The organism is Phyllobacterium sp. P30BS-XVII, assembly GCF_014138335.1.
GTDB lineage: Bacteria > Pseudomonadota > Alphaproteobacteria > Rhizobiales > Rhizobiaceae > Phyllobacterium > Phyllobacterium meliloti.
The window spans coordinates 176998-197071 of the sequence record NZ_JACGXO010000003.1 but is presented as its reverse complement, the minus strand read 5'-3'; the positions used below and the strand labels follow the sequence as shown (position 1 = coordinate 197071).

The 20074-nt window shown below is 56.4% G+C and carries 22 protein-coding genes; 10 read left to right on the top strand and 12 right to left on the bottom strand.

Going from position 1 to position 20074, the window contains the following annotated elements; genetic code table 11:
* Nucleotides 1-1239, bottom strand: coding sequence for an MFS transporter (locus tag FHW17_RS10150; protein WP_113096141.1), 1239 nt, complete (start codon nucleotides 1237-1239; stop codon nucleotides 1-3).
* Nucleotides 1240-1870: 631 nt separating this feature from the next.
* Between FHW17_RS10150 and nadA the strand changes: the two genes are divergently transcribed.
* The 5 genes from nadA to panB are packed head-to-tail and all read left to right on the top strand — an operon-like array spanning nucleotide 1871 to nucleotide 7207.
* Entirely contained in the window at nucleotides 1871-2950 is a 1080-nt protein-coding gene (gene nadA / locus FHW17_RS10145) for a quinolinate synthase NadA (protein WP_112524434.1), read from the top strand.
* A gap of 60 nt (nucleotides 2951-3010) precedes the next feature.
* Nucleotides 3011-4600: an L-aspartate oxidase gene (locus tag FHW17_RS10140; protein ID WP_182509767.1), complete on the top strand. Its 1590-nt coding sequence runs from the start codon at nucleotides 3011-3013 to the stop codon at nucleotides 4598-4600.
* Between the two features lie 41 nt (nucleotides 4601-4641).
* The gene (gene nadC / locus FHW17_RS10135; protein ID WP_182509766.1) at nucleotides 4642-5532 is read left to right on the top strand and encodes a carboxylating nicotinate-nucleotide diphosphorylase; all 891 of its coding nucleotides are present in this window, start codon (nucleotides 4642-4644) and stop codon (nucleotides 5530-5532) included.
* A complete protein-coding gene (gene panC, locus FHW17_RS10130) occupies nucleotides 5529-6374 on the top strand; it encodes a pantoate--beta-alanine ligase (RefSeq protein WP_112524425.1) in 846 nt (281 codons plus the stop codon). The genes nadC and panC overlap by 4 nt, the downstream gene beginning before the upstream one ends.
* A gap of 17 nt (nucleotides 6375-6391) precedes the next feature.
* Nucleotides 6392-7207: a 3-methyl-2-oxobutanoate hydroxymethyltransferase gene (panB, locus tag FHW17_RS10125; RefSeq protein WP_182509765.1), complete on the top strand. Its 816-nt coding sequence runs from the start codon at nucleotides 6392-6394 to the stop codon at nucleotides 7205-7207.
* A 2-nt stretch (nucleotides 7208-7209) separates the two neighbouring features.
* On the opposite strand, the gene FHW17_RS10120 is transcribed toward panB, so the two are convergent.
* The 5 genes from FHW17_RS10120 to FHW17_RS10100 all read right to left on the bottom strand — a co-directional run bounded on the left by FHW17_RS10120 (nucleotide 7210) and on the right by FHW17_RS10100 (nucleotide 10970).
* Nucleotides 7210-7722, bottom strand: coding sequence for a cupin domain-containing protein (locus FHW17_RS10120; protein ID WP_182509764.1), 513 nt, complete (start codon nucleotides 7720-7722; stop codon nucleotides 7210-7212).
* 8 nt (nucleotides 7723-7730) lie between these two features.
* Nucleotides 7731-8693 carry an NAD regulator gene (locus FHW17_RS10115; protein ID WP_112524415.1) on the bottom strand — a complete coding sequence of 321 codons (963 nt, stop codon included), beginning with the start codon at nucleotides 8691-8693 and terminating at the stop codon, nucleotides 7731-7733.
* The gene (locus tag FHW17_RS10110) at nucleotides 8690-9217 is read right to left on the bottom strand and encodes a tyrosine phosphatase family protein (protein ID WP_112524412.1); all 528 of its coding nucleotides are present in this window, start codon (nucleotides 9215-9217) and stop codon (nucleotides 8690-8692) included. The genes FHW17_RS10115 and FHW17_RS10110 overlap by 4 nt, the downstream gene beginning before the upstream one ends.
* Nucleotides 9218-9222: 5 nt before the next feature.
* A complete protein-coding gene (locus FHW17_RS10105; protein ID WP_246706787.1) occupies nucleotides 9223-9855 on the bottom strand; it encodes an HD family hydrolase in 633 nt (210 codons plus the stop codon).
* A gap of 263 nt (nucleotides 9856-10118) precedes the next feature.
* Nucleotides 10119-10970, bottom strand: coding sequence for a folate-binding protein YgfZ (locus FHW17_RS10100; RefSeq protein ID WP_182509763.1), 852 nt, complete (start codon nucleotides 10968-10970; stop codon nucleotides 10119-10121).
* A gap of 76 nt (nucleotides 10971-11046) precedes the next feature.
* Here FHW17_RS10100 and FHW17_RS10095 point away from each other — a divergent pair, with 76 nt between their 5' ends.
* On the top strand, nucleotides 11047-12384 hold the full coding sequence (locus FHW17_RS10095) for a dihydroorotase (RefSeq protein WP_182509762.1): 1338 nt from the start codon (nucleotides 11047-11049) through the stop codon (nucleotides 12382-12384).
* On the opposite strand, the gene FHW17_RS10090 is transcribed toward FHW17_RS10095, so the two are convergent.
* Nucleotides 12372-13160, bottom strand: coding sequence for a PhzF family phenazine biosynthesis protein (locus FHW17_RS10090; RefSeq protein WP_182509761.1), 789 nt, complete (start codon nucleotides 13158-13160; stop codon nucleotides 12372-12374). The genes FHW17_RS10095 and FHW17_RS10090 overlap by 13 nt on opposite strands.
* A gap of 26 nt (nucleotides 13161-13186) precedes the next feature.
* On the opposite strand from FHW17_RS10090, the gene FHW17_RS10085 reads away from it, so the two are divergent.
* From FHW17_RS10085 to FHW17_RS10075, 3 genes are all read left to right on the top strand, one after another.
* Complete coding sequence (locus tag FHW17_RS10085) at nucleotides 13187-13423, top strand: hypothetical protein (protein ID WP_182509760.1); 237 nt, start codon at nucleotides 13187-13189, stop codon at nucleotides 13421-13423.
* The gene (locus FHW17_RS10080) at nucleotides 13424-14089 is read left to right on the top strand and encodes a DsbA family protein (protein ID WP_182509759.1); all 666 of its coding nucleotides are present in this window, start codon (nucleotides 13424-13426) and stop codon (nucleotides 14087-14089) included. It begins immediately after the preceding gene.
* A 188-nt stretch (nucleotides 14090-14277) separates the two neighbouring features.
* Nucleotides 14278-16155: a DUF3857 and transglutaminase domain-containing protein gene (locus tag FHW17_RS10075; protein WP_182509758.1), complete on the top strand. Its 1878-nt coding sequence runs from the start codon at nucleotides 14278-14280 to the stop codon at nucleotides 16153-16155.
* A gap of 80 nt (nucleotides 16156-16235) precedes the next feature.
* On the opposite strand, the gene FHW17_RS10070 is transcribed toward FHW17_RS10075, so the two are convergent.
* The 4 genes from FHW17_RS10070 to FHW17_RS10055 form a co-directional block, all read right to left on the bottom strand.
* On the bottom strand, nucleotides 16236-17102 hold the full coding sequence (locus tag FHW17_RS10070) for a sigma-70 family RNA polymerase sigma factor (protein ID WP_182509757.1): 867 nt from the start codon (nucleotides 17100-17102) through the stop codon (nucleotides 16236-16238).
* A complete protein-coding gene (locus FHW17_RS10065; protein ID WP_112524386.1) occupies nucleotides 17089-17544 on the bottom strand; it encodes a carboxymuconolactone decarboxylase family protein in 456 nt (151 codons plus the stop codon). Before FHW17_RS10065 ends, FHW17_RS10070 begins: the two co-directional genes overlap by 14 nt.
* A gap of 95 nt (nucleotides 17545-17639) precedes the next feature.
* On the bottom strand, nucleotides 17640-18032 hold the full coding sequence (locus tag FHW17_RS10060) for a hypothetical protein (protein ID WP_182509756.1): 393 nt from the start codon (nucleotides 18030-18032) through the stop codon (nucleotides 17640-17642).
* 45 nt (nucleotides 18033-18077) lie between these two features.
* Nucleotides 18078-18332: a hypothetical protein gene (locus tag FHW17_RS10055; RefSeq protein ID WP_112524381.1), complete on the bottom strand. Its 255-nt coding sequence runs from the start codon at nucleotides 18330-18332 to the stop codon at nucleotides 18078-18080.
* A gap of 96 nt (nucleotides 18333-18428) precedes the next feature.
* On the opposite strand from FHW17_RS10055, the gene FHW17_RS10050 reads away from it, so the two are divergent.
* Nucleotides 18429-19208, top strand: a complete 780-nt coding sequence (locus FHW17_RS10050; RefSeq protein WP_182509755.1) for a helix-turn-helix transcriptional regulator — start codon at nucleotides 18429-18431, stop codon at nucleotides 19206-19208.
* On the opposite strand, the gene FHW17_RS10045 is transcribed toward FHW17_RS10050, so the two are convergent.
* Nucleotides 19205-20056, bottom strand: a complete 852-nt coding sequence (locus FHW17_RS10045) for a hypothetical protein (RefSeq protein WP_182509754.1) — start codon at nucleotides 20054-20056, stop codon at nucleotides 19205-19207. The genes FHW17_RS10050 and FHW17_RS10045 overlap by 4 nt on opposite strands.
* Between the last annotated feature and the right edge of the window lie 18 nt (nucleotides 20057-20074).

Below are 20074 nucleotides of genomic sequence, written 5' to 3'. Positions count from 1 at the left end.
TTATTCGGCCGGTTGCAGGGTAGGGCGATCCGCCTGACGTTCCTCAATCGGCCAATGCACGATAGCGGCTAAAATGCCAAGCACAACGCTCAGCCACCAGACGGGGTTGTAGCTGCCCAAATGGTCGTAAAGATACCCGCCAAGCCAGACGCCGAGGAATGAGCCGACCTGATGCGAGAAGAACACGATGCCGCCCAGCATGGCGAGGTAGCGCGTGCCGAACATGATCGCAACGAGGGCATTTGTCGGCGGTACCGTTGAAAGCCACATCAGTCCCATGACAATTGCGAAAACAACCACCGACGCGCCAGTCTGTGGCAGCAGCAGGAATGCCGCAACCAGCACCGAACGGCCAATGTAGAGATAGGCAAGAAATTTTGGCTTGGAATAGCGCTGACTGATGACACCGGAGGCCAGCGATCCGATTACATTGAAAAAGCCGATAAGCGCCAGCGCCAGCACCGCATATTTGGCATCAATGCCGATATCATTGAGATAAGCCGGGAAATGCGCGGTGATGAAGGCAAGCTGAAAGCCGCAAACGAAAAAGCCCGTTGTCAGCAGCACATAGCTTCTGTGTCCAAGCGCCTCGCGCAAGGCTTCACCCATGGACTGCTTATACTGCGCTTCGCTGATCAGGCCACTGGAGGAATTGCCCCGGAGCGGAATGGCGAGAAGCGGCACGATTGCCATGGCTATACCGAGATAAACCAGTGCATCCGACCAGCCATAATGCTTGATCAATTCAAGGCTGATAGGCGAAAACACGAACATTCCGGCAGAACCTGCAGCTGTGCCGATGCCGAAAACAAAAGTGCGGTTTTCCGCCGAGACATTCCGCGCAAATGCGGACAGGATTGTTCCGAACGATCCTGAAGCAATACCAAGACCGACAAGCAGGCCGCCCCCAATATAGAGCATTCCGGGAGTGGTCGACCATGCCATGAGCACAAGACCAGATGCATAGAGAATCGCCGACATGAGCAGAACGCGCCATGTGCCGTATTTGTCAGCGATGGCGCCGAAAAATGGCTGGCCGATACCCCAAAAGAGGTTTTGCAAGGCGATAGCCATGCTGAAGGTCGTGCGGTCCCAGCCCTTGTCCTGCAGAAGCGGCAACTGGAAAAGACCCATGGCTGAACGCGGGCCAAAAGTCATGACGGCAATGAGCGAACCGGCAATGATGATCAGCCACGGTATACCCGACGGCTTTGCGGCGTTCGATTGAATCGCTGACATGGTCTCTCCCCCTTACAAGCTTGAGAGGATTACCCTATTTAAGATCGCAATCAATTGAATAGATGTGAACTGGCACTTCAGCGTATTTGATGAGTTGCGCGTTTTTCGCGAGCCAGACATGCAGAACAAAGGACTTATCGTATGCGATTTTTATTATCGATTTTGGCTTTGGGCACAGTCACCCTAGCCGGTTGTGCCAATTCGGACCGCATCAGCCCTCTGGTCTTTTGTGATCGCCCGTCGGATATGGATGCGAAGATTTTTACAAACTGTTCGCCGCGTCTGGGCGGTGATAGCCCGGCCAAACGTGATCGGCAGGACCGGGAGTTTTATCGTCGCCGAGGCGGTTACAACGGCGCATAAGTGTGTGAAATCGATCAGGGAAATGGTCTGGCACCATCAGAAATGATCGGTGTCTGACCGGGAAGAGTCTTCCGCCGGAATGGTTTCGGCGTGATTACCCCCAAAGCAACCTTTAGCCGATTGTTGAAAATCTGCCTCTTGAAGCCATCGAAATATTGGCCTATGTATTCCGTGACGGCCTTGCCGTTTTTCTTTTGATCAGAAATATGCTCATATTGAGTATAAATGATCGGCAGCAGGCAACCGGAGGAGGTTGCCTTAGGAGGAAATGACGATGACCAGCATTGCTCGCAACACGAACGGCCATATTTCCGGCCCATCCGCAGCGGAACGTTTTGGCGTTCTCAAAATGCCTGATCTGTCTTTCACCCCGGAGGTGGCTGAAGAAACCGAACACCTCTATCAGCGCGTTGCTCACCATATTCCCCGGATCGAATGGCCTGTCTATGCGCCCTATGTGGCTGCCATTAACCGGGTGAAGAAACAGCGCAACGCGGTCATACTTGCGCATAATTACCAGACGCCGGAGATATTCCATTGTGTGGCCGATATTGTGGGTGACTCGCTGCAACTGGCTCGCGAAGCCACGCGCGTTGATGCCGAGATTATCGTCCAGTGCGGTGTACACTTCATGGCGGAAACGTCAAAGCTGCTGAACCCGCAGAAAACCGTGCTCATTCCGGATATGCGGGCAGGTTGCTCGCTGGCTGAATCCATTACCGGCGCTGATGTGCGCCTGCTGCGGGAAACCTATCCCGGCGTGCCGATTGTCACCTATGTCAACACATCGGCGGAAGTGAAGGCGGAAAGCGATATCTGCTGCACATCGGCCAATGCGGTTCAGGTGGTGGAAAGCTTTGGCGTTGACCGTGTCCTGTGCATTCCCGATGAGTTCCTGGCCCAGAATGTTGCAGCACAGACTGATGTCAAAATCCTGACCTGGAAGGGCCATTGCGAAGTTCATGAGCGTTTCACCGCCGATGAGCTTCTGGCTTACCGGGCCGCCGATCCTGATATTCAGATCATTGCGCATCCGGAATGCCCTCCAGAGGTCGTTGCCATTGCCGATTATACCGGCTCGACCAGCGGCATGATCAACTATGTGAAAGATCAGCGTCCGGCAAAGGTGCTTCTCGTCACCGAGTGCTCGATGGCGTCGAACATCGAGTCCGAAGTGCCTGATGTGAAGTTCATCAAGCCGTGCAACCTGTGCCCGCACATGAAGCGCATCACGCTACCGAACATCCTTGAGAGCCTGCTCTATATGCGCGAGGAGATTCACGTTGATCCGCTGGTTGGAGAACGCGCTCGCCTTGCCGTGGAGCGCATGGTGAACCTGAAGAATTAGAGCAAATCTTGTCTGGCCTTCAACCCAACTGCCCGGCTGGGCAACAGGGGGTAATATCCGATGACTGCACTATTTTCCGATGCTTCAACGCAGGTAGAACCTGTCATCATAATCGGCGGCGGCTTGGCTGGCCTCTTCTGCGCGCTGAAACTGGCGCCGCGTCCCGTCACCATTTTGGCGGCAGCACCGATAGGCCGGGGCGCTTCATCCGCCTGGGCACAGGCAGGCATTGCCGCTGCTGTCTCCGAAGGCGATACGATCGAAAAACATGTGGCCGATACGGTTGCGGCGGGTGATGGCATTGTTGACGAGAACATTGCCCGGTTGATGGCAACGGAAGCCGCGGCCCGTGTGCATGACCTGCTCGGTTATGGCGTGCCGTTTGATCGTGATCTGCAGGGAAAGCTTCAGGTATCACGCGAAGCTGCCCATTCCGAAAGCCGTATTGTCCGCGTGCGCGGCGATATGGCGGGCCGAGCCATCATGCAGGCGCTGGTGCATACCGTCGAAAACACCCCGTCTATCCGCGTGATGGAAGGCTATGTGGTGGAAGACATCACCACGGAAAAAGGCGCTGTGACGGGTGTGATCGCCCGTGCTGATGCGGGACGGGGCGAGAAAGTGCAGCTTGCTTCCCACTCTGTGGTTATTGCTACCGGTGGTATCGGCCATCTCTACGCCGTCACCACCAATCCATCCGAAGCGCGCGGCGAGGGCATTGGCATGGCTGCCCGCGCTGGAGCCATGATGGCGGATATGGAATTCGTGCAGTTTCATCCGACAGCACTCGATGTACACAAGGACCCGGCACCACTGGCTACCGAAGCACTACGCGGCCATGGCGCAACGCTGATCAACCGCGACGGTGAGCGTTTCATGCTGAAAATCGACCCCGAAGGAGAGCTTGCCCCGCGCGATGTGGTGGCGCGCGGTATCTATGCCGAGGTGATGGCTGGGCGAGGTGCCTGGCTTGATTGCACCACGGCTGTCGGTGCGACTTTCCCTGAGGAATTCCCAACCGTTTATCGCTATTGCCGTGATGCGGGCATTGACCCGGTTACGCAGCCTATTCCTGTCGTTCCCGCAGCCCATTACTTCATGGGTGGTATCATGACCGATGCTGAAGGGCGCACCTCGATTGAGGGCCTGTGGGCCTGCGGCGAATGCACATCGACAGGTGCCCATGGTGCAAACCGGCTCGCATCCAATTCGCTGCTGGAAGCGGTGGTCTTTTCGGCTCGTATCGCCGCCAGAATCGGCAAGGATGGCGCAAAGCCAGCCGATAATTGGGCTGCTGGTTCCGTCGACCGGGATGATCTGCAATCGGAAGGTGATACTCCGGTCATGGCGACGCTGCGCAAAACCATGAGCGCCAGCTTCGGCGTCATCCGCAATCGCGAGGACATGATTGCCGGACTGAAAACCATTCTGACACTGGAAAAGAACAATCGCGACCCGGCATTTCGCAATGTTCTTGCCACGGCCAAGCTGGTGGCCGTCAGTGCGTTGCGGCGGGAGGAAAGCCGTGGCGGCCATTTCCGCACGGATTTCCCGAAAAAGCGTGGGGAATGGCAGCACCGCACATTCCTGACGCTGGATGACGCGCGGGCCTATGTCGGCGATATGATGGAACTTAGCCTGACGGCGTAGCCGGAAAACGAAATAATGAGCGTAGTTGGAAGGAAGATGACATGAACGTTTCCCCGCAAACCACTGTCGCGCAGAAGGCTTTTCCGCCTTCATTGCCGGGCTTGCTCGTTGATGATGCCGTGCGTGGCGCTTTGCTTGAAGATTTCGGCAGGGCTGGCGATCTGACCACCAACGCCACACTGCCGGAAGAGGTGACGGCAAGAGCGGTTCTGTCCAGCCGCGAGGCGGGTACCATCTGCGGAATGGAATTTGCCCGCAAGGCGTTCACATTGGTCAATCCATGGGTGGTATTTACGCCGATGGTCAAGGATGGCGCTCGGGTCAAACCGGGAGACAGGATCGCCGTCATTGAAGGCAATGCCCGCGCCCTCCTGTCAGCGGAACGGGTGGCGCTCAACTTTCTGATGCATTTGAGCGGTATTTCTACCTATACCGCGAAGTTTGCCGATTTGATCGCCCATACCAATGCAAGGGTCTGCGATACACGCAAGACCATCCCCGGTATGCGCGGCTTCGCCAAATATGCGGTGAAGTGCGGCGGTGGCATCAACCACCGGTTCGGTCTCGATGATGCGATCCTGATCAAGGACAATCATATCGCTGTTGCGGGCGGCGTGGCCAAGGCCATTCTGGCGGCGCGCGCCTATGCCGGAATTCTCGTCAAGATCGAGGTTGAAGTGGATGGTCTTGAGCAGTTTGATGAGGCACTGTCTGTCAATGCCGATGTGATTCTGCTTGATAATATGGGGCCGGAACTGCTTGAAAAAGCAGTGAAAATCAATGCCGGACGTGCGAAGCTTGAAGCCTCCGGCAATATTTCACTGGATACGATCAAGGCCATCGCTGAAACCGGCGTCGATTACATCTCTACCTCGAAAATCACCATGGCAGCGCCCACGCTGGATATCGGACTGGACATAGAACTGAAATGAAAGTCATCGCCACCATCGCCGAATTGCGAGCTGCCCTGAAAGTCGAACGGCTGAAGGGCAAGAGCATCGGTCTTGTGCCGACCATGGGTTATCTGCACATCGGGCATATGACGCTCGTGCGCCATTCGCGCGCCGCTTGCGACGTGACTGCCGTATCCATCTTTGTCAATCCGACGCAGTTCGGGCCCAATGAGGACCTGTCGAGCTATCCCAGAGACATGGCGGGAGACCTCGCCAAGCTGAAGGCCGAGGGTGTCGATTACGTCTTTACGCCAGAGGTGGCAGAGGTCTACCGGGCCGGTGCCAATACGATTGTCGAGAACCCGGTTCTTTCACGCATTCTGATCGGCAAGATACGGCCCGGACATTTCCGGGGTGTCAGCACGGTGGTCACAAAGCTGTTCAATATCGTGCAGCCCGATCATGCATTCTTCGGCGAGAAGGACTATCAGCAATTAACGATCATCCGCCGTATGGTTGCCGATCTCGACATGCCGATTGTGATTACCGGGGTGGCAACAGTGCGCGAGGAAGACGGCGTCGCCTGTTCGTCGCGCAATGCCATGCTGACGAAGGAAGATCGCAGGGCAGCGGTGATCCTGCCGCGGTCGCTGGAACTTGCCGACGAGATGGTTGTAAGGGGCCAGCGCTCCGTTGCAGCCATTCGCAACGCCGTTCGCTCGCTGCTGGAGAGCGAGAAGCGGGGCGAAGTCGAAGCTGTCGATATTCGCGATGCCCAGACGCTCGATCCAGTATCAGGTAAATTCAGGCAGCCCGTGGTCATTCTGCTCACGGTACGCTTTGGCAAGGTGCGGCTGATCGATCAGCGCGTTATCGGATAGAAAGTGCGGGGGACGCAATGAGCCAGGAAATCATCATTCGCCGGGTCACTGCACCTGAGATACGCGCGCGCAAAGGCGGAGAACCCATCGTTGCGCTGACCTCCTACCACGCCAATACGGCGCGGATTGTCGACAATCATGCGGATATTCTGCTCGTCGGCGATAGTCTTGGCATGGTGCTCTATGCCATGGATTCGACGCTTGGCGTATCGCTCGACATGATGATCATCCATGGCCGGGCGGTGGTGCGTGGGTCCAAACGTGGCATGGTTGTCGTGGACATGCCTTTCGGCAGCTATGAGGAAAGCCCTGCGGTGGCGTTTCGCAATGCGTCAAGGGTGATGCAGGAAACCGGCTGCGGCGCGGTGAAGATCGAAGGCGGCGTGCGCATGGCCGAGACGATACGGTTTCTTGCGGAACGTGGCATTCCCGTCATGGCGCATATCGGCCTGACCCCGCAATCCGTCAACACGCTTGGCGGTTTCAAGACGCAAGGGCGCGATACGGCGCTGTGGCCATTGATCAAGGCGGATGCAAAAGCTGTCAGCGATGCGGGCGCTTTTTCCGTGGTGCTGGAAGGCATTGTCGAGCCGCTGGCTGCCGAAATCTCGCGGGAAATCCTCATTCCAACCATCGGCATTGGCGGATCACGCGAGTGCGACGGCCAGATCCTCGTTTTGGAGGATATGCTGGGCTACAATCCAAAACCGCCCAAATTCGTCAAAGTATATGGTGCAGTCGGCGCCGGCATCGACGCGGCAGTGAAAGCCTATGCCGATGATGTTCGCACGCGGACATTCCCCGGCGACGAGCATGTTTATATGCTGAAATAGTCTTATTTCTTCTTGTTCGTATCGGCGCCCTGCCAATAGTCCATTGTCGCTGATTTGTCGTAGCCTTCACCGGTCAGCCGCACGCTGACGCGGCCGGTTTCCGGATAGACGATCACATCATGCGGGTTCTTTTCGCCGATTATGAGAAAGCGGCAGGGTGCATCGCTGTGATTGTAGAAGGAATGCCCGGCCTTCTGGCCTGCCGGGAAGCAGACATAATCGCCGGTTTTGACGAGATAGGTTTTCTCACCAAGCTTGAGCGTCATTTCGCCCGCGAGGATCAGCGCCTGTTCTTCCTCAAGCATGTGGTAGTGATTGAGGGTCGACTCCATGCCCGGCGCCAGCTCTTCCATGGCAACGCCCACATGGCTCGCACCACCAAACCCCGATAGATAGCGGGAGCGTGAGCCGTAGCGCGTGTTCTCCGACCAGTTTTCCCAAGGCACGTTTTCTACGGAAAATGGCTCGAAAATGCCTTCCGCGTTCACGGAGGTGGGTTTTTTCTTGTCAGTCATTCTATCTCCTATCCCCGTCCGCCGACGCGCAGGCCAGCGACACTACGCTCTTCCAGCACATTGTGCCTGAAACGGTAAAGCGCGGCGGGTCTGCCGCGTGCCTGTGTCTGTTCAGCGCCGGTTGGTTCAACCAGTTCGGTACCTTCCACCAGCCGGCGGAAATTCTGCTTGTGCAGGTGACGGCCGGATATGGCTTCGACGGTCTCCTGCAAGGCGGTGAGTGTGAAGGTCGGCGGCATCAGTTCGAAAACCACCGGCCGGTATTTCAGCTTGGCGCGCAGCCGTGAAATTGCTGTCGCCAGAATGCGCCGGTGATCGAAACTCATGGGCAGGCCGAGATTGCCAGACAGGGCAGGCGGGTCAGCGCGTCCATCGCGCACGGCTTCCCCAACAAGACCTGCCTCGTAGAGCAATTCATAACGCTCCAGCACACGCTCTTCATCCCAGATAATGCCTTCATCGCCAAAGGCCAGCCTGATACGGCTCATGCGCGCATGGGAATTGCCCTGCTCGGCCCATCGGCAAAGTGCTGGACGGATCGTGTCATCAATCATGGTGGGCTTGCCGCCGCGCCAGTCTTCCCATGGCAGGAACGAATACCAGCTGCGCCAGCGCGCACCGGATTTGCGCAAGGCATCCCGGTTTTCGTCGGTGATCCGGGTCAGCGCCAGATAGCCGACAGAGACGATATGCAGGTCGCGATCCTCAGCCGTTTTGTGCCTGCCGCGGTCGCCGAATGTGTAGAGCTGTTCGACATAGCCAAGCCGCAAGGGTGTCTGCTCGGCAACCCATTCGCGCAAGCCGGTCTCGAATGTGCGGTGGGCAAGCGGGTTGAATGGACCAAACGGCAATTCATCCCGCTGGGCATCGTCGCTGGCCGGTGTCGTCAGAATAAGCGGATCATTGTCGGCGACCGCAGCAATGGCAGCGCTCAGATTGATCTCGACAGCATTGGGCGCAGCTGTTGTCATCGCGGCTGGATCACCACAAGCGGCAAGCTAAAGGGCGTGCCCTCAAAAGCTTCTTCGCCCCGGCCAATGGCCTTGATCGCATCGACCATGCGCCCCTTGCGGCCAAGAATATCATCGGCAAGTGCAATCAACCGGCTGTTGGGCGTGGCCGATGGCGCATTCCTGCGCAGGGTTTGCGCCAATAGCGTTTCATCAAGCTCAGGGTTGAGCGCCAGTGCCGTAATATAGGCGCCTGCCGTGGAGCGCGATATGCCGGCATAGCAGTGGACAAGCAGTGGCGTCTGGCGATCCCACTTCTGGCCAAATGCAATAAGGCTATGCACATGGTCAATCCCGGGTGGCGTCATGCCATCTGCCGGTTCGACAATATCGTTGAACCCGAGAAACAGATGCCGTGCTTCAGTGATTTCAACCGGTCGCTCAACGGGCGTGCCCATATTGATCAGTGTCACCATATCGCGCGCGCCCGAACGCGTCGCCGTTTCGGCGAGGCGGGAAAGGGGAGTGACGATGATATGCGGCATGGCCTTCACCTTCTGCTGGCGCGTTGTGATTCCAATACAGCAAAACGCTGCAAAAAGGCATTCTGCGCATTCTGGGTTGCCAAGGCGGTCAAGTCGAGACCCTGCGGGTCGATTCCGCGTGGACGGCCAAAGAAAAGAACCGCTTCCGTCTCGGCAAAACCCGCAAGCCGGGTAGCCTCGAAATAGGCGGCTATGGCATCAGCCCGCTTGATCAGGCTGCGCAGATTTTGAGTGACCGCAGGCGGCAGGGCAAAGCGCAGATGGATGGCCTGCTGCAAACGCAGCTCCACGCTCTTGTAATCGCCGCCCACCACGGCCTTGAAGGGTGAAATCATGTCGCCGATCACATATTCAGGCGCGTCGTGCAAAAGGGCTGCAAGGTGGTGCTCGACCGTTGCATCTGGGACGATCATCCCGAAAATCTGCTCAACCAGCAGGGAATGCTGCGCCACCGAATAGGCATGATCACCGACGGTCTGGCCGTTCCAGCGGGCAACGCGCGCAAGCCCTTGTGCAATGTCTTCGATTTCAATGTCGAGCGGCGAGGGATCAAGCAAATCCAATCTGCGGCCAGATAACATCCGCTGCCATGCCCGCATGTCATTCTTTGATGCTTTAGGTGTTGCCGCTTTGGGCATGGATTCTCCCGATCTGATTTATGCGTGGCTGGTGGTTCGTGGTTCCGTGGTTCGTGGTTCGCCCTTCGAAAAGCTCAGGAGGCTCACCATGAGGGCCTTCGACAAGCTCAGGATGAGGGGAACTCTATTCTGCAAACTTTGCGATTAGCCTTGCATCACCCCTCTCCCTCATGGTGAGCCTCCTGAGCTTTTCGAAGGGCGAACCATGGAACCATGCTCATACAACTCACAGCAAAGCACCAACCTCACCATAGATTCTGAGGTTAAGCCTCATGGGTCGTCACGGGAAATGTAAAACGGTGTTCGGGCGGAATGGCAAGCGTCAGCGTGGTTTCTCCTGACAGGATCGGCGTACCGGCATCCACAGCGTCCTTCACCCGGTCGATGCGCACGAGCGCCAGCCCGGCATTGCCAACCACGCTGCCAAGAGTGCCTATGTCGCGCCCATCGGCGGTGATGGCGGTGCCGGTTTCGGGCAGATTGGCATTTCCCGAGGCGATCAGGATGCGCCGGCGTGCCGTGCCGCGATGCTGCATGCGCGACACCACTTCCTGCCCGATGAAACAGCCCTTCTTGAAGGAAACGCCTGATATCTGATCCAGATTGACGTCATGCGGAAAAGCATCGCCAAGGGCATAATCAAAGGGCGCTTCCGCCACGCCGTGCGCGATGCGCAGCGCCATCCATTGTGTCTCATCGGCGGTGGGTGCGGCCTCGGTGCCATAGTGGCGGCGGACATTCAGGGCATCGGGGAAGCGGCGGTCACGCACGCTTGAATCATTTTCTGAAGCGCCTGACTTATTTCCCCATGAAACCTGGATAACCGATTCAGGCTGCACGATAATTTGCACTTTGGCGCGCAATTTATAGAGGGTGAGCCGTTTGGTTAAATCGCTGACAGAAGTTTCCAGCGTGTCGAGTAGCAGACCATCCGGCGTGCGGGCGACAAGAAACTCAAACAGGATTTTGCCTTGCGGGCTAAGCAGCGCGCCGGGTTTCAGATCACCCTTGTCGAGGCCATCGAGATCGGTTGTAATCAGGTTCTGCAGAAACTTTTCTGCATCATCCCCGGTAACATCAAGAACCACTCTTCCGCTTAAGTTTGCCGATGGCATCGCTTCACCCTTGCCTTTCCTGTCACCGTTACGTAAGCCGCAAGTGAAGGGTTCGCAAGGCAGGAATGGAAAGCAAATGGCTCAGACGTTCGATACGATTTTCAGAAGCGGAATGGTTGTCAATCAGGATGGTGTGGCCTTGCGCGATATCGGCATCACCAATGGCCGTATTGCTGCCATCGGCAATCTCGGCGGTGCTTCCGCCGCAGAGATCATCGATGCGGCGGGCCTGCACATTCTGCCGGGTGTTGTCGACAGTCAGGTGCATTTCCGTGAGCCCGGCCTTGAGCACAAGGAAGATCTGGAAAGCGGCTCGCGCTCAGCGGTTCTAGGCGGCGTCACCGCTGTCTTTGAAATGCCCAATACCAAGCCGCTGACCACATCGGCTGATACACTTGAGGATAAGGTGCGGCGCGGCCATCACCGTATGCATTGCGATTTTGCCTTCTGGGTTGGCGGTACGCGCGACAATGCCAAAGATGTGGCGGAACTTGAACGTCTGCCCGGCGCTGCCGGTATCAAGGTGTTCATGGGTTCGTCCACCGGCGACCTTCTGGTTGAGGATGATGAAGGCGTTGCCTCGATCCTGCGCAATACGCGCCGCCGCGCCGCCTTCCATTCGGAAGACGAATTCCGCCTGCGCGAGCGCGAAAGTTTCCGCATTGCCAATGATCCATCATCGCATCCGGTCTGGCGCGATGAGATTGCCGCGCTTCAGTGTACGCAGCGGCTTGTTCGCATCGCCCGGGAAACCGGCGCACGCATTCACGTTCTGCATATTTCAACAGCAGAAGAGATTGATTTTCTGGCCGATCACAGGGATGTGGCAAGCTGTGAAGCCACGCCGCACCACTTGACCATGGATGCCAGCCAGTACGCCACGCTTGGAACGCTGTTGCAGATGAACCCGCCAGTGCGTGATGCCAGACATCGTGATGGCATCTGGAAGGGTATCGGGCAGGGGATCGTCGATGTGCTCGGCTCTGATCACGCGCCGCACACGCTGGAAGAAAAATCAAAGCCCTATCCGGCATCGCCCTCGGGGATGACCGGCGTGCAGACGCTGGTGCCGATCATGCTTGATCACGTCAATGCCGGGCGCCTGTCTATCGAGCGCTTTGTGGATCTGAGTTCGCACGGCCCCAACCGTCTGTTCGGCATGGCGCGCAAGGGCCGCATCGCCGTTGGCTATGATGCGGACCTCACCATCGTCGATATGAAGCGGCGCGAGACCATCACCAATGCACAGGTCGGCTCAAAGGCGGGCTGGACGCCCTATGACGGCAAGACCGTCACCGGCTGGCCTGTCGGTACCATTGTCCGTGGCATCAAGGTAATGTGGGACGGCGAAATTGTCACGCCATCCCAGGGCGAACCAATCCTGTTCGGCGAGGCTCTCGGTCAGGGCAGATAAATCTGCGCTTTCATGAAGGTGACCGCCTGACCTGTGATCAGCACGCGGTCGCCTTTCAATTCGCACAACAAATGTCCGCCGCGGCTGGAGCGCTGGAAGGCTGACAGCTTTGTCTTGGCGAGCTTCTCCGCCCAGTAGGGCACCAGTGTCGCGTGGGTGGAGCCGGTGACAGGATCTTCGGGAATCCCGGCGAAAGGCGCAAAGTAGCGCGAAACAAAATCATGTTCGTTGCCTTTGGCCGTCACAACAAGCCCTTGCCCTTGCAGTTTCACGATTTCCGCTAGGTCAGGGATAAAGTCGATGACGGCTTGCTCATTGGCCAACTCGACAAACATATTCTCGAAATTGCGAAACGCCTCAATTGGTCCACTACCAAAACTGGCTCTGAGCGGGGCAGGAATATCTGTCACTGTTTCAGGCGGAAAACTTGGAAAATCAAGCTGATAACCGGTATCTTTGGGGTCAACCCGCAAGGTTCCAACGCGCGTTTCGAATACAAGCTGGCCTTTCGTGCCAAGTTCATGAACGAGAACGTGCGATGTTGCCAGCGTAGCATGGCCGCAGAACTCCACCTCATGCACAGGTGTGAACCAGCGCAGGTCAAATCCACAGCCATTGGGCCGCACAAACGCCGTTTCTGCCAGATTGTTCTCGCTGGCAATGTTTTGCATGGTTGCTACAGGCAGCCAGTCCTCCAGCACCAGCACGGCAGCCGGATTGCCCCGGAAAAGCTCTGAGGTAAAGGCATCGACCTGATACATCGTCAGTTCTGGCATGGGGATTCCGTTCTGTGGAAGGTGTCATGATACGCGGGCAAAATGATGTCTTGGTATTTGAACAAAGTATCATAGACGTTCCCTATCGCCTGTGCTTTCCTGTGATGGTGACAAGTTTTTCCCTGATGATGAACACCATGGACATTATGGCCGATGGACAAGCGGTGGTTCTTGCTGCCATGGCTCATCATACGAGGAAAACCACCAGCGTGTTGTCATTGCGCGCGGTAAATTTGTTCAATCGTGAGACAGGAAAATCATAAATGCTGAATCGCCGGGATGCTTTGCTTGGGGCTGTTGTGGCGCTAACCGGGAGTGGATTGGCCATATCCGCAATGGCCGCTGGCGAGGCGATACCTGAACCAGTAGGCAGCGTCGACGTGACCAAGCTCATGCAAGCGGGCCCACTCGAAGATATGGTCATGGGCAAGGCCGATGCTCCCGTAACCATTATCGAATATGCCTCGATGGGATGTTCACATTGTGCCGATTTTACAGCGCACACTCTGCCAGCGATCAAGGCGAAATACATAAATACCGGCAAGGCAAAGTTGATCTTCCGGGAACTCCCGCTGGAGTCACGCTCAACCGGCATCTTCATGCTGGCGCGCTGCGTGACCAAGGAGCGTTATTATCCCTTTATCGAGACGCTGTTTGGTCATCAGGAACAATGGCTTCAGATCGCCGATATAAAGAGCTATTTGCTGCAGACATCAAAACTGGCGGGTCTTACACAGGATCAATTCACAGCCTGTCTGGCCAATCAGGACCTTTTGAACAAGGTGAATGCCGGGCGGGAGCGTGCGCTCAAAGAGTTTGGCATCACCGGCACACCGACATTCTTCATCAACGGCAAAAAATATGTCGGCGCTCTCTCGCTTGCCCAGATGTCGGCAATTATTGAAAACGAATTGGCGTCACCCCGGTAATCCATCGCCGCTACGGACTTATATACCTGGGACAATGAACAGGTGCGATGTCGGGGCTGGAATGATCAGGCCCGGCAGATCAAACACTATAGGTATGATTGCCAATTGGCGTCTTGCCGATGGGAAAATAGATTGAGCGCATTACTCATGGGCACAGCGCCCATCAAATGCGTCAAGGTAAATCATTCATGGTAAAATCAATACCGATTCTGGCGCTGGCCATATCCGTGCTTTCCGCATCGGCTTTGGCAGCGGACAGCACTCCCGCAGTCAAGGAAGAAGTCATATCCGCCTTCGAAACGATCGCGGTGCAAGCGGATGGCCGTTTCGTCAGTGAATGGGAAACAAAACGCCGCCTGCTTGATGCAAGCGGACGGGACAAGCTGGCGACAAAGACGTTTCGCTTTAACGACCAGCTCTCAACTCTCGATGTCATAGAGGCTGAGACGATCAAGGCCGATGGACGGCGCATACAGGTCCAGCCGGATCAGATTCGATTGCAGGAAGATCCGGCCGCCACGGGCATGCCAGTCTTCAGCACGAGCAAGCAGAAATCCATTATTTTCCCCGACATCGAAGTTGGCGACACCATTCATTATCGCGTTCGCAAAACACAGACAGAATCGGACTTTCCCGGAAACTTCACCTATTCCGATTCTTTCAATCCCGATGAACGCGTGCTGGCTTACAAACTCGTGCTCAAAGCACCGCAATCCCTGAATTTACGCAGTGAAGTGAGTGCGATGAAAGAGGTGCGCGAGACCGATGCCAATGGCGACAAGCTGTGGAGCTGGACTTTCGCGCAGCCTGATGTTCGGTCGTTTGATGATGGTAAGACGGATGTTTTTATGAACAGTCCGCATGTAACTGTCACGACATTTGCAAATTGGGAGGCGATTGCCCACGCTTATCAGGCCCGGGCCAATGACAAGGTTGCGGTAACGCCGGATATTCAAACGCTGGCAGACAATTTGACGAGGGGAGTTTCAGACCAACGGGAGCAAACCCGCATACTCTACAATTGGGTGCGGGCCAATGTCCGGTACGTCGCATTATATCTGGCTCAGGGCGGGTATGTTCCTCATGCCGCTGGCGATATTCTGCGAAACAGATACGGAGATTGCAAGGACCATGTTGTTCTGCTGGAGGCCCTTCTGAGGGCCAAGGGCATTGATAGTCATGGTGTTTTGATCGCGTCGGGAAAGCTGTACAAACTGACGCCGGAAGCGATCCCTGATTATTTCGACCACATTATCAGTTACGTACCGGCGCTTGATCTCTATCTCGATTCAACGGCGCAATATCTGCCATTTGGTGGGCAGGCCTATTGGCTGGCCGGCAAATCTGTCCTGCATGTCGACGCATCGACCGGAACCCGGACAACCCCGGCAATGACGGCGACGGATAATAAAATGTCGACATCTTTGACCGTATCCATTGGATTGGATGGCTCGATCAATGGCAAGCTGAACGAACTATCTCATGGCGGCATTGCGTTTGACCGTCGTTCCGTTGTTGCGGGTGTGGACCCCCTCCGGCGTTCCGACCTGATAAAGCAATTGCTGGCGCGCAATGGTTTGAACGGAAAGGGTGAATTTACGGCTGGTGATCCTTCCAGCGATGATATCGGCTATCCAGTCGATATCGGTTTCTCCGTAGAACAGACAGGCCTTGATCTTGCCAATCCCGAAGCTTTGCCGATCGAGATGCCAATGGCGCTCGGATATTCGATTGCTGACATGACGAGTTTCGCCAACGATGCCACAGAACCGCATTATGGCACTGGCTGTGCTGCAAGCGATCTTACGGAGACCTATGACATCACGCTTCCCAAAGAGGTCGCTGTCCAGTTTCTTCCAAAAGACCTGTCCGTTGACGATGGCCCTATTCAATATCGCTCGACATACAAGAAAGACGGTCAGAATATCAGGGTCAACCGCCACTACATTATGTCTATCGATAAGGGCTATTGCAGTCCCGACGAAGTCGAGCACATGAAAAAGGCGGCGATCATCATACGTCAGGATTTGCAGCGAAAGGTGATGCTTGCTCCTTTGAGCAATTGAACTATGGCACGTGCGCAAGACTTCGTGGTTGGTCTTCCGATCACGAAGTCTCACCGCTTATGTCGGTGTTTGTCCGTGTCTCAATTGACAAAGGATACGTGCCCAAGCTTTTCCGGATTGCGCACAATGTAGATTGCCTTGATCTTTCCATCCTCGATTTCAAGCGCCGTGGTCTGCAACAGGCCGTCGGCCTCACGCGTGACATAGCCCGGTAGACCATCAATCAAGCCGCGATGCACAATCGGCGGTTGATGATATTCCTCGCGGCGGGAAACACCGGCGAAGAAGCGTGAAACCTTGTCCAGCGTGTAAACGGGGTTGATGGCCGAGGGACGAATGCCGCCGCCATCGGTGTAGAGTGTCACATCATCGGCAAGCAATGCCTGCAGGGTTTGCGTGTCGCCGCTGCGCGAGGCGTTGAAAAAGGCTGAGGCTATGTCCTTGCCGTGCTCGTGCGAGACTGGAAAGCGTGGCTTTGCCGTCTGCACATGGGTGCGGGCGCGGCTGGCAAGCTGGCGGCACGTCGCAGGATCGCGGCCAATGGCTTCCGAAACCTGATTGAAATCCTGACCGAAAACATCGTGCAGCAGAAAGGCGGCACGTTCCAGCGGCGACAGGCGTTCCAGTGCCATCATCAGGGTGAGGGTGATATCGCTGTCAGCCTCTTCTTCGCTTGGATCGAAAATGGGTTCCGGCAGCCAGCTCCCCACATAGGTTTCCCTGCGGACACGCGCGGATTTCAGATGATCGAGACAAAGCCGCGATATGGTGCGTACAAGGAAAGCCTCCTCGCTGCGCACCTGCGACCGGTCGGCCTGATACCAGCGAATGAAACCTTCCTGCACAATATCCTCCGCCTCCGCGACTGACCCGAGCATGCGATAGGCAATGCGGATCAGCCGAGGGCGCAGACGATTAAACGTTTCCGTAGCGTCAGGCTGGGACACGGGATTTGTCTACCGGATGGACAGAGCGGAACCCGACAGAGATCCGGTTCCATGCGTTGATGGTCACGATCAGCATGGTAAGCTTGACTATCTCCTCCTCGGTGAAATGCGGCTTGAGAGCCTCAAAGTCACTATCAGGTGCGTTGGTCTGGGCGACGAGCGTCAGGGCCTCGGTCCAGCCGAGAGCAGCGCGCTCGCGGTCACTATAAAGCGGCGATTCCCGCCAGGCATCAAGCAGGAACAGGCGCTGGGTGGTCTCGCCATTCTTGATTGCATCCTTGGAATGCATGTCGATGCAGAAGGCGCAATGGTTGATCTGGGAAGCCCGCATCTTGACGAGTTCAATCAGGCTGTGTTCCAGCCCGCTCTTCACAACTGTTTCTTCCATGGCAAGCATCGGCTTCATGACGGGGTAGTTATAAGGGTTCAATCGGGCTTTCATCATCAGTCTCCTTGTTTGGCATTCAGTTGCCTGCACTCAAGACGAGATAGGAAAGCCCGATGTGACATCGTCCTTGAAAATTTTTAAATTCTTTTTCAGCCAAGTGGAAAAGCCTGCGGCACGAGGATGCGCCGCGCGATTTTTCGCGCCGTTTCATCGTCTTTGACAAAGGCGAAGGAAACGCCAAAGGCATTGCCGAAGGCCTGTGCTGCCAGTTTGATCGGCTTGGATATGGGCCCGCCATTCTCGATGACGATGGCCCCGGCGCACCAGCGTTTGAGCTGGTCGCGGAACCGCTTGAGAACCTGCGCGCGTTCCTTGCGCTGTTCATGCGGTTCTTCCTGATGATGTTCAGGCGAATGATCGGCAATCATGACGAAACGCTCGCCGCGGGCAAACAGCGCCTTGATCTGCGCTTCAGGACTTTCGCCGCTGTCCTGATCTGCGCGCATATAAACAAGCGGAAATTCCTTGAGATCAATGAGCATGACGGTCTCCATGATGGAAAACGAGCGGCAGTCCGCCCGTATGGATCAGAGATGGGTGACGACGAGTTCGCTAAGCTGCGGGTTGCGAATGGACATGAATTCGAACACCCCCAGCGCCTGCAGAGCGGGCAGGGCTTCGATAATGTCTTTTTCTGCCGCGTCACGCTCTTCCTGTGGGGCGGCCGGATTGAGCCAGAGCCGGGCGTTGGCGAGGAATGCGCCGACCGTGCCTTTGCGCACGGGTACATCGTTGAAGTGAAGCAGATTGATGTCATCGGGTAAAAGGTCCTGCGCACGCATATTCATCTCCTTTTGGAATGTAATGCGATCAAACTATCCAAACAGGATTGGCGCTGCTATCGTATCAGTGCCATTCAATACGGTGTTGAGGCCAAAATGAGCTATTTCATCACGCCTGATCGTGCCGGGTCTTCCCAAGGGCCAATCATCATCGCGGGTAAGCAGGAGGAGGATATTCCGCGCTTTGTTGGCTTTCATGCCCATGCGCGCGGGCAGTTGCTCGGGGCCAGCACCGGCTTGCTGACGGTTGGAACGGAGCGGGGACAATGGGTCGTCCCCGCCATTCATGCGGTGTGGATACCGCCGCATCATGAGCACTCGCTGCGTTCGCACGGTCCTTATTTTGGTTGGAGTGTCTATGTGGCGGAGCCTGAATGTGCCGCGTTGCCCACATTTCCCTGCACATTGCGCAGTTCCGGGCTGCTGCGCGAGGCAGTCAATCGGGCGGCAAGCTGGAAGGGCGACGAACTCAACCTTGTGCAGGAGCGCATTGCCCGGGTCATTCTTGATGAGATTGCCAGCCTGCCGCACGAGAATCTCGGCCTGCCGCTGCCGAGAGATGCGAGGCTTCTGCGCATTGCGCAAGCCTTCGCCGACAATCTGCTTGATGAGCGAAAGGCGGAAGAATGGGCCGACTGGGCTGGTATCCCCGCCCGCACAATGACGCGAAAATTCGTTGTCGAGACGGGATTTACGTTTACGGAGTGGCGTCAGCGCGCGCGATTGATGCGGGCATTGGAATTGCTGGCCGCCGGAGAGGCGGTCACAACAATTGCACTGGATGTCGGGTACAACAATATAAGCGCGTTTATCGCGATGTTCCGCCGCGTGTTTGGCGTCACGCCCACGCGCTATTTTGAGACTAGCATTCTCTAGTCGCCATTGACGAAGAAGCGCCAGCGGCCTTTCGGCGTGATGCCCAGGCGGTAAAACACATAAGTGCCGAACTGCTTCATCTCGTCATAATCACCAGCGGTGACGATCTGGAAGAGTTCCACACGCTGTTTGGCATCGAGCTTGTCGAGTGGATAGGCGAAGAAATAGGGCCACACGTAAAGCTCATCGGGCGTGCCTGCGTCGAGATGCACATAGCCCGAATTCAGAATATCGACCGCAATGGCAAGGATTTCCTGACCATCCGTGTCGCCAGCAAGGCTTTTCAGATAGGCAATCGGGTCGCCGTCAACATCGGCGAGTGAAAGCTGGGTAACGTCATCGCCAGAGCCGATCAGCGGGCGCAAAGCTTCCAGCGAGCCGGATTTGGCGGCTGTAAGGATCAACTCGCGCATCTTCTGCACAGGGAAGGGCAGCTTGGTGACGTCATATTCCACATGCGGAGGCGCAGAGCCCTCGGGCACATTCGGCAGTGCCAGATTGTCCCGGGTTCCCGCTGCATCGCCTTCCTTGGCGGCAGGTGCCTCCGGCGCTTTTTTGTCAGGCGTTGCGGCTGGGGCTGCGGGTTTTTCCGGTGTTGTCGCAGGCTTGGTGTCGGAAGCGGGCGGAGGGGGCGCAGGCGGCGTTGCTCCAGCGGGCGCTTTGTCATCAGGCTTTGCCGGTGCTGTTTCGGCAGCCTTGGGCAGCTCTTCCTTCTTGATCTCGCTCAGTGCCAGCAGCACAGGTTTATCAAAACCGGCTGCATAGGCAGGAACAGCGCAAGCGCAGAGAGTTGCAGCTAGAAAACCTGTTCTGGCTATCACAGAGACGGAAGCGAGCTTGTCGAGCATACAGGATCACCCCGAGTT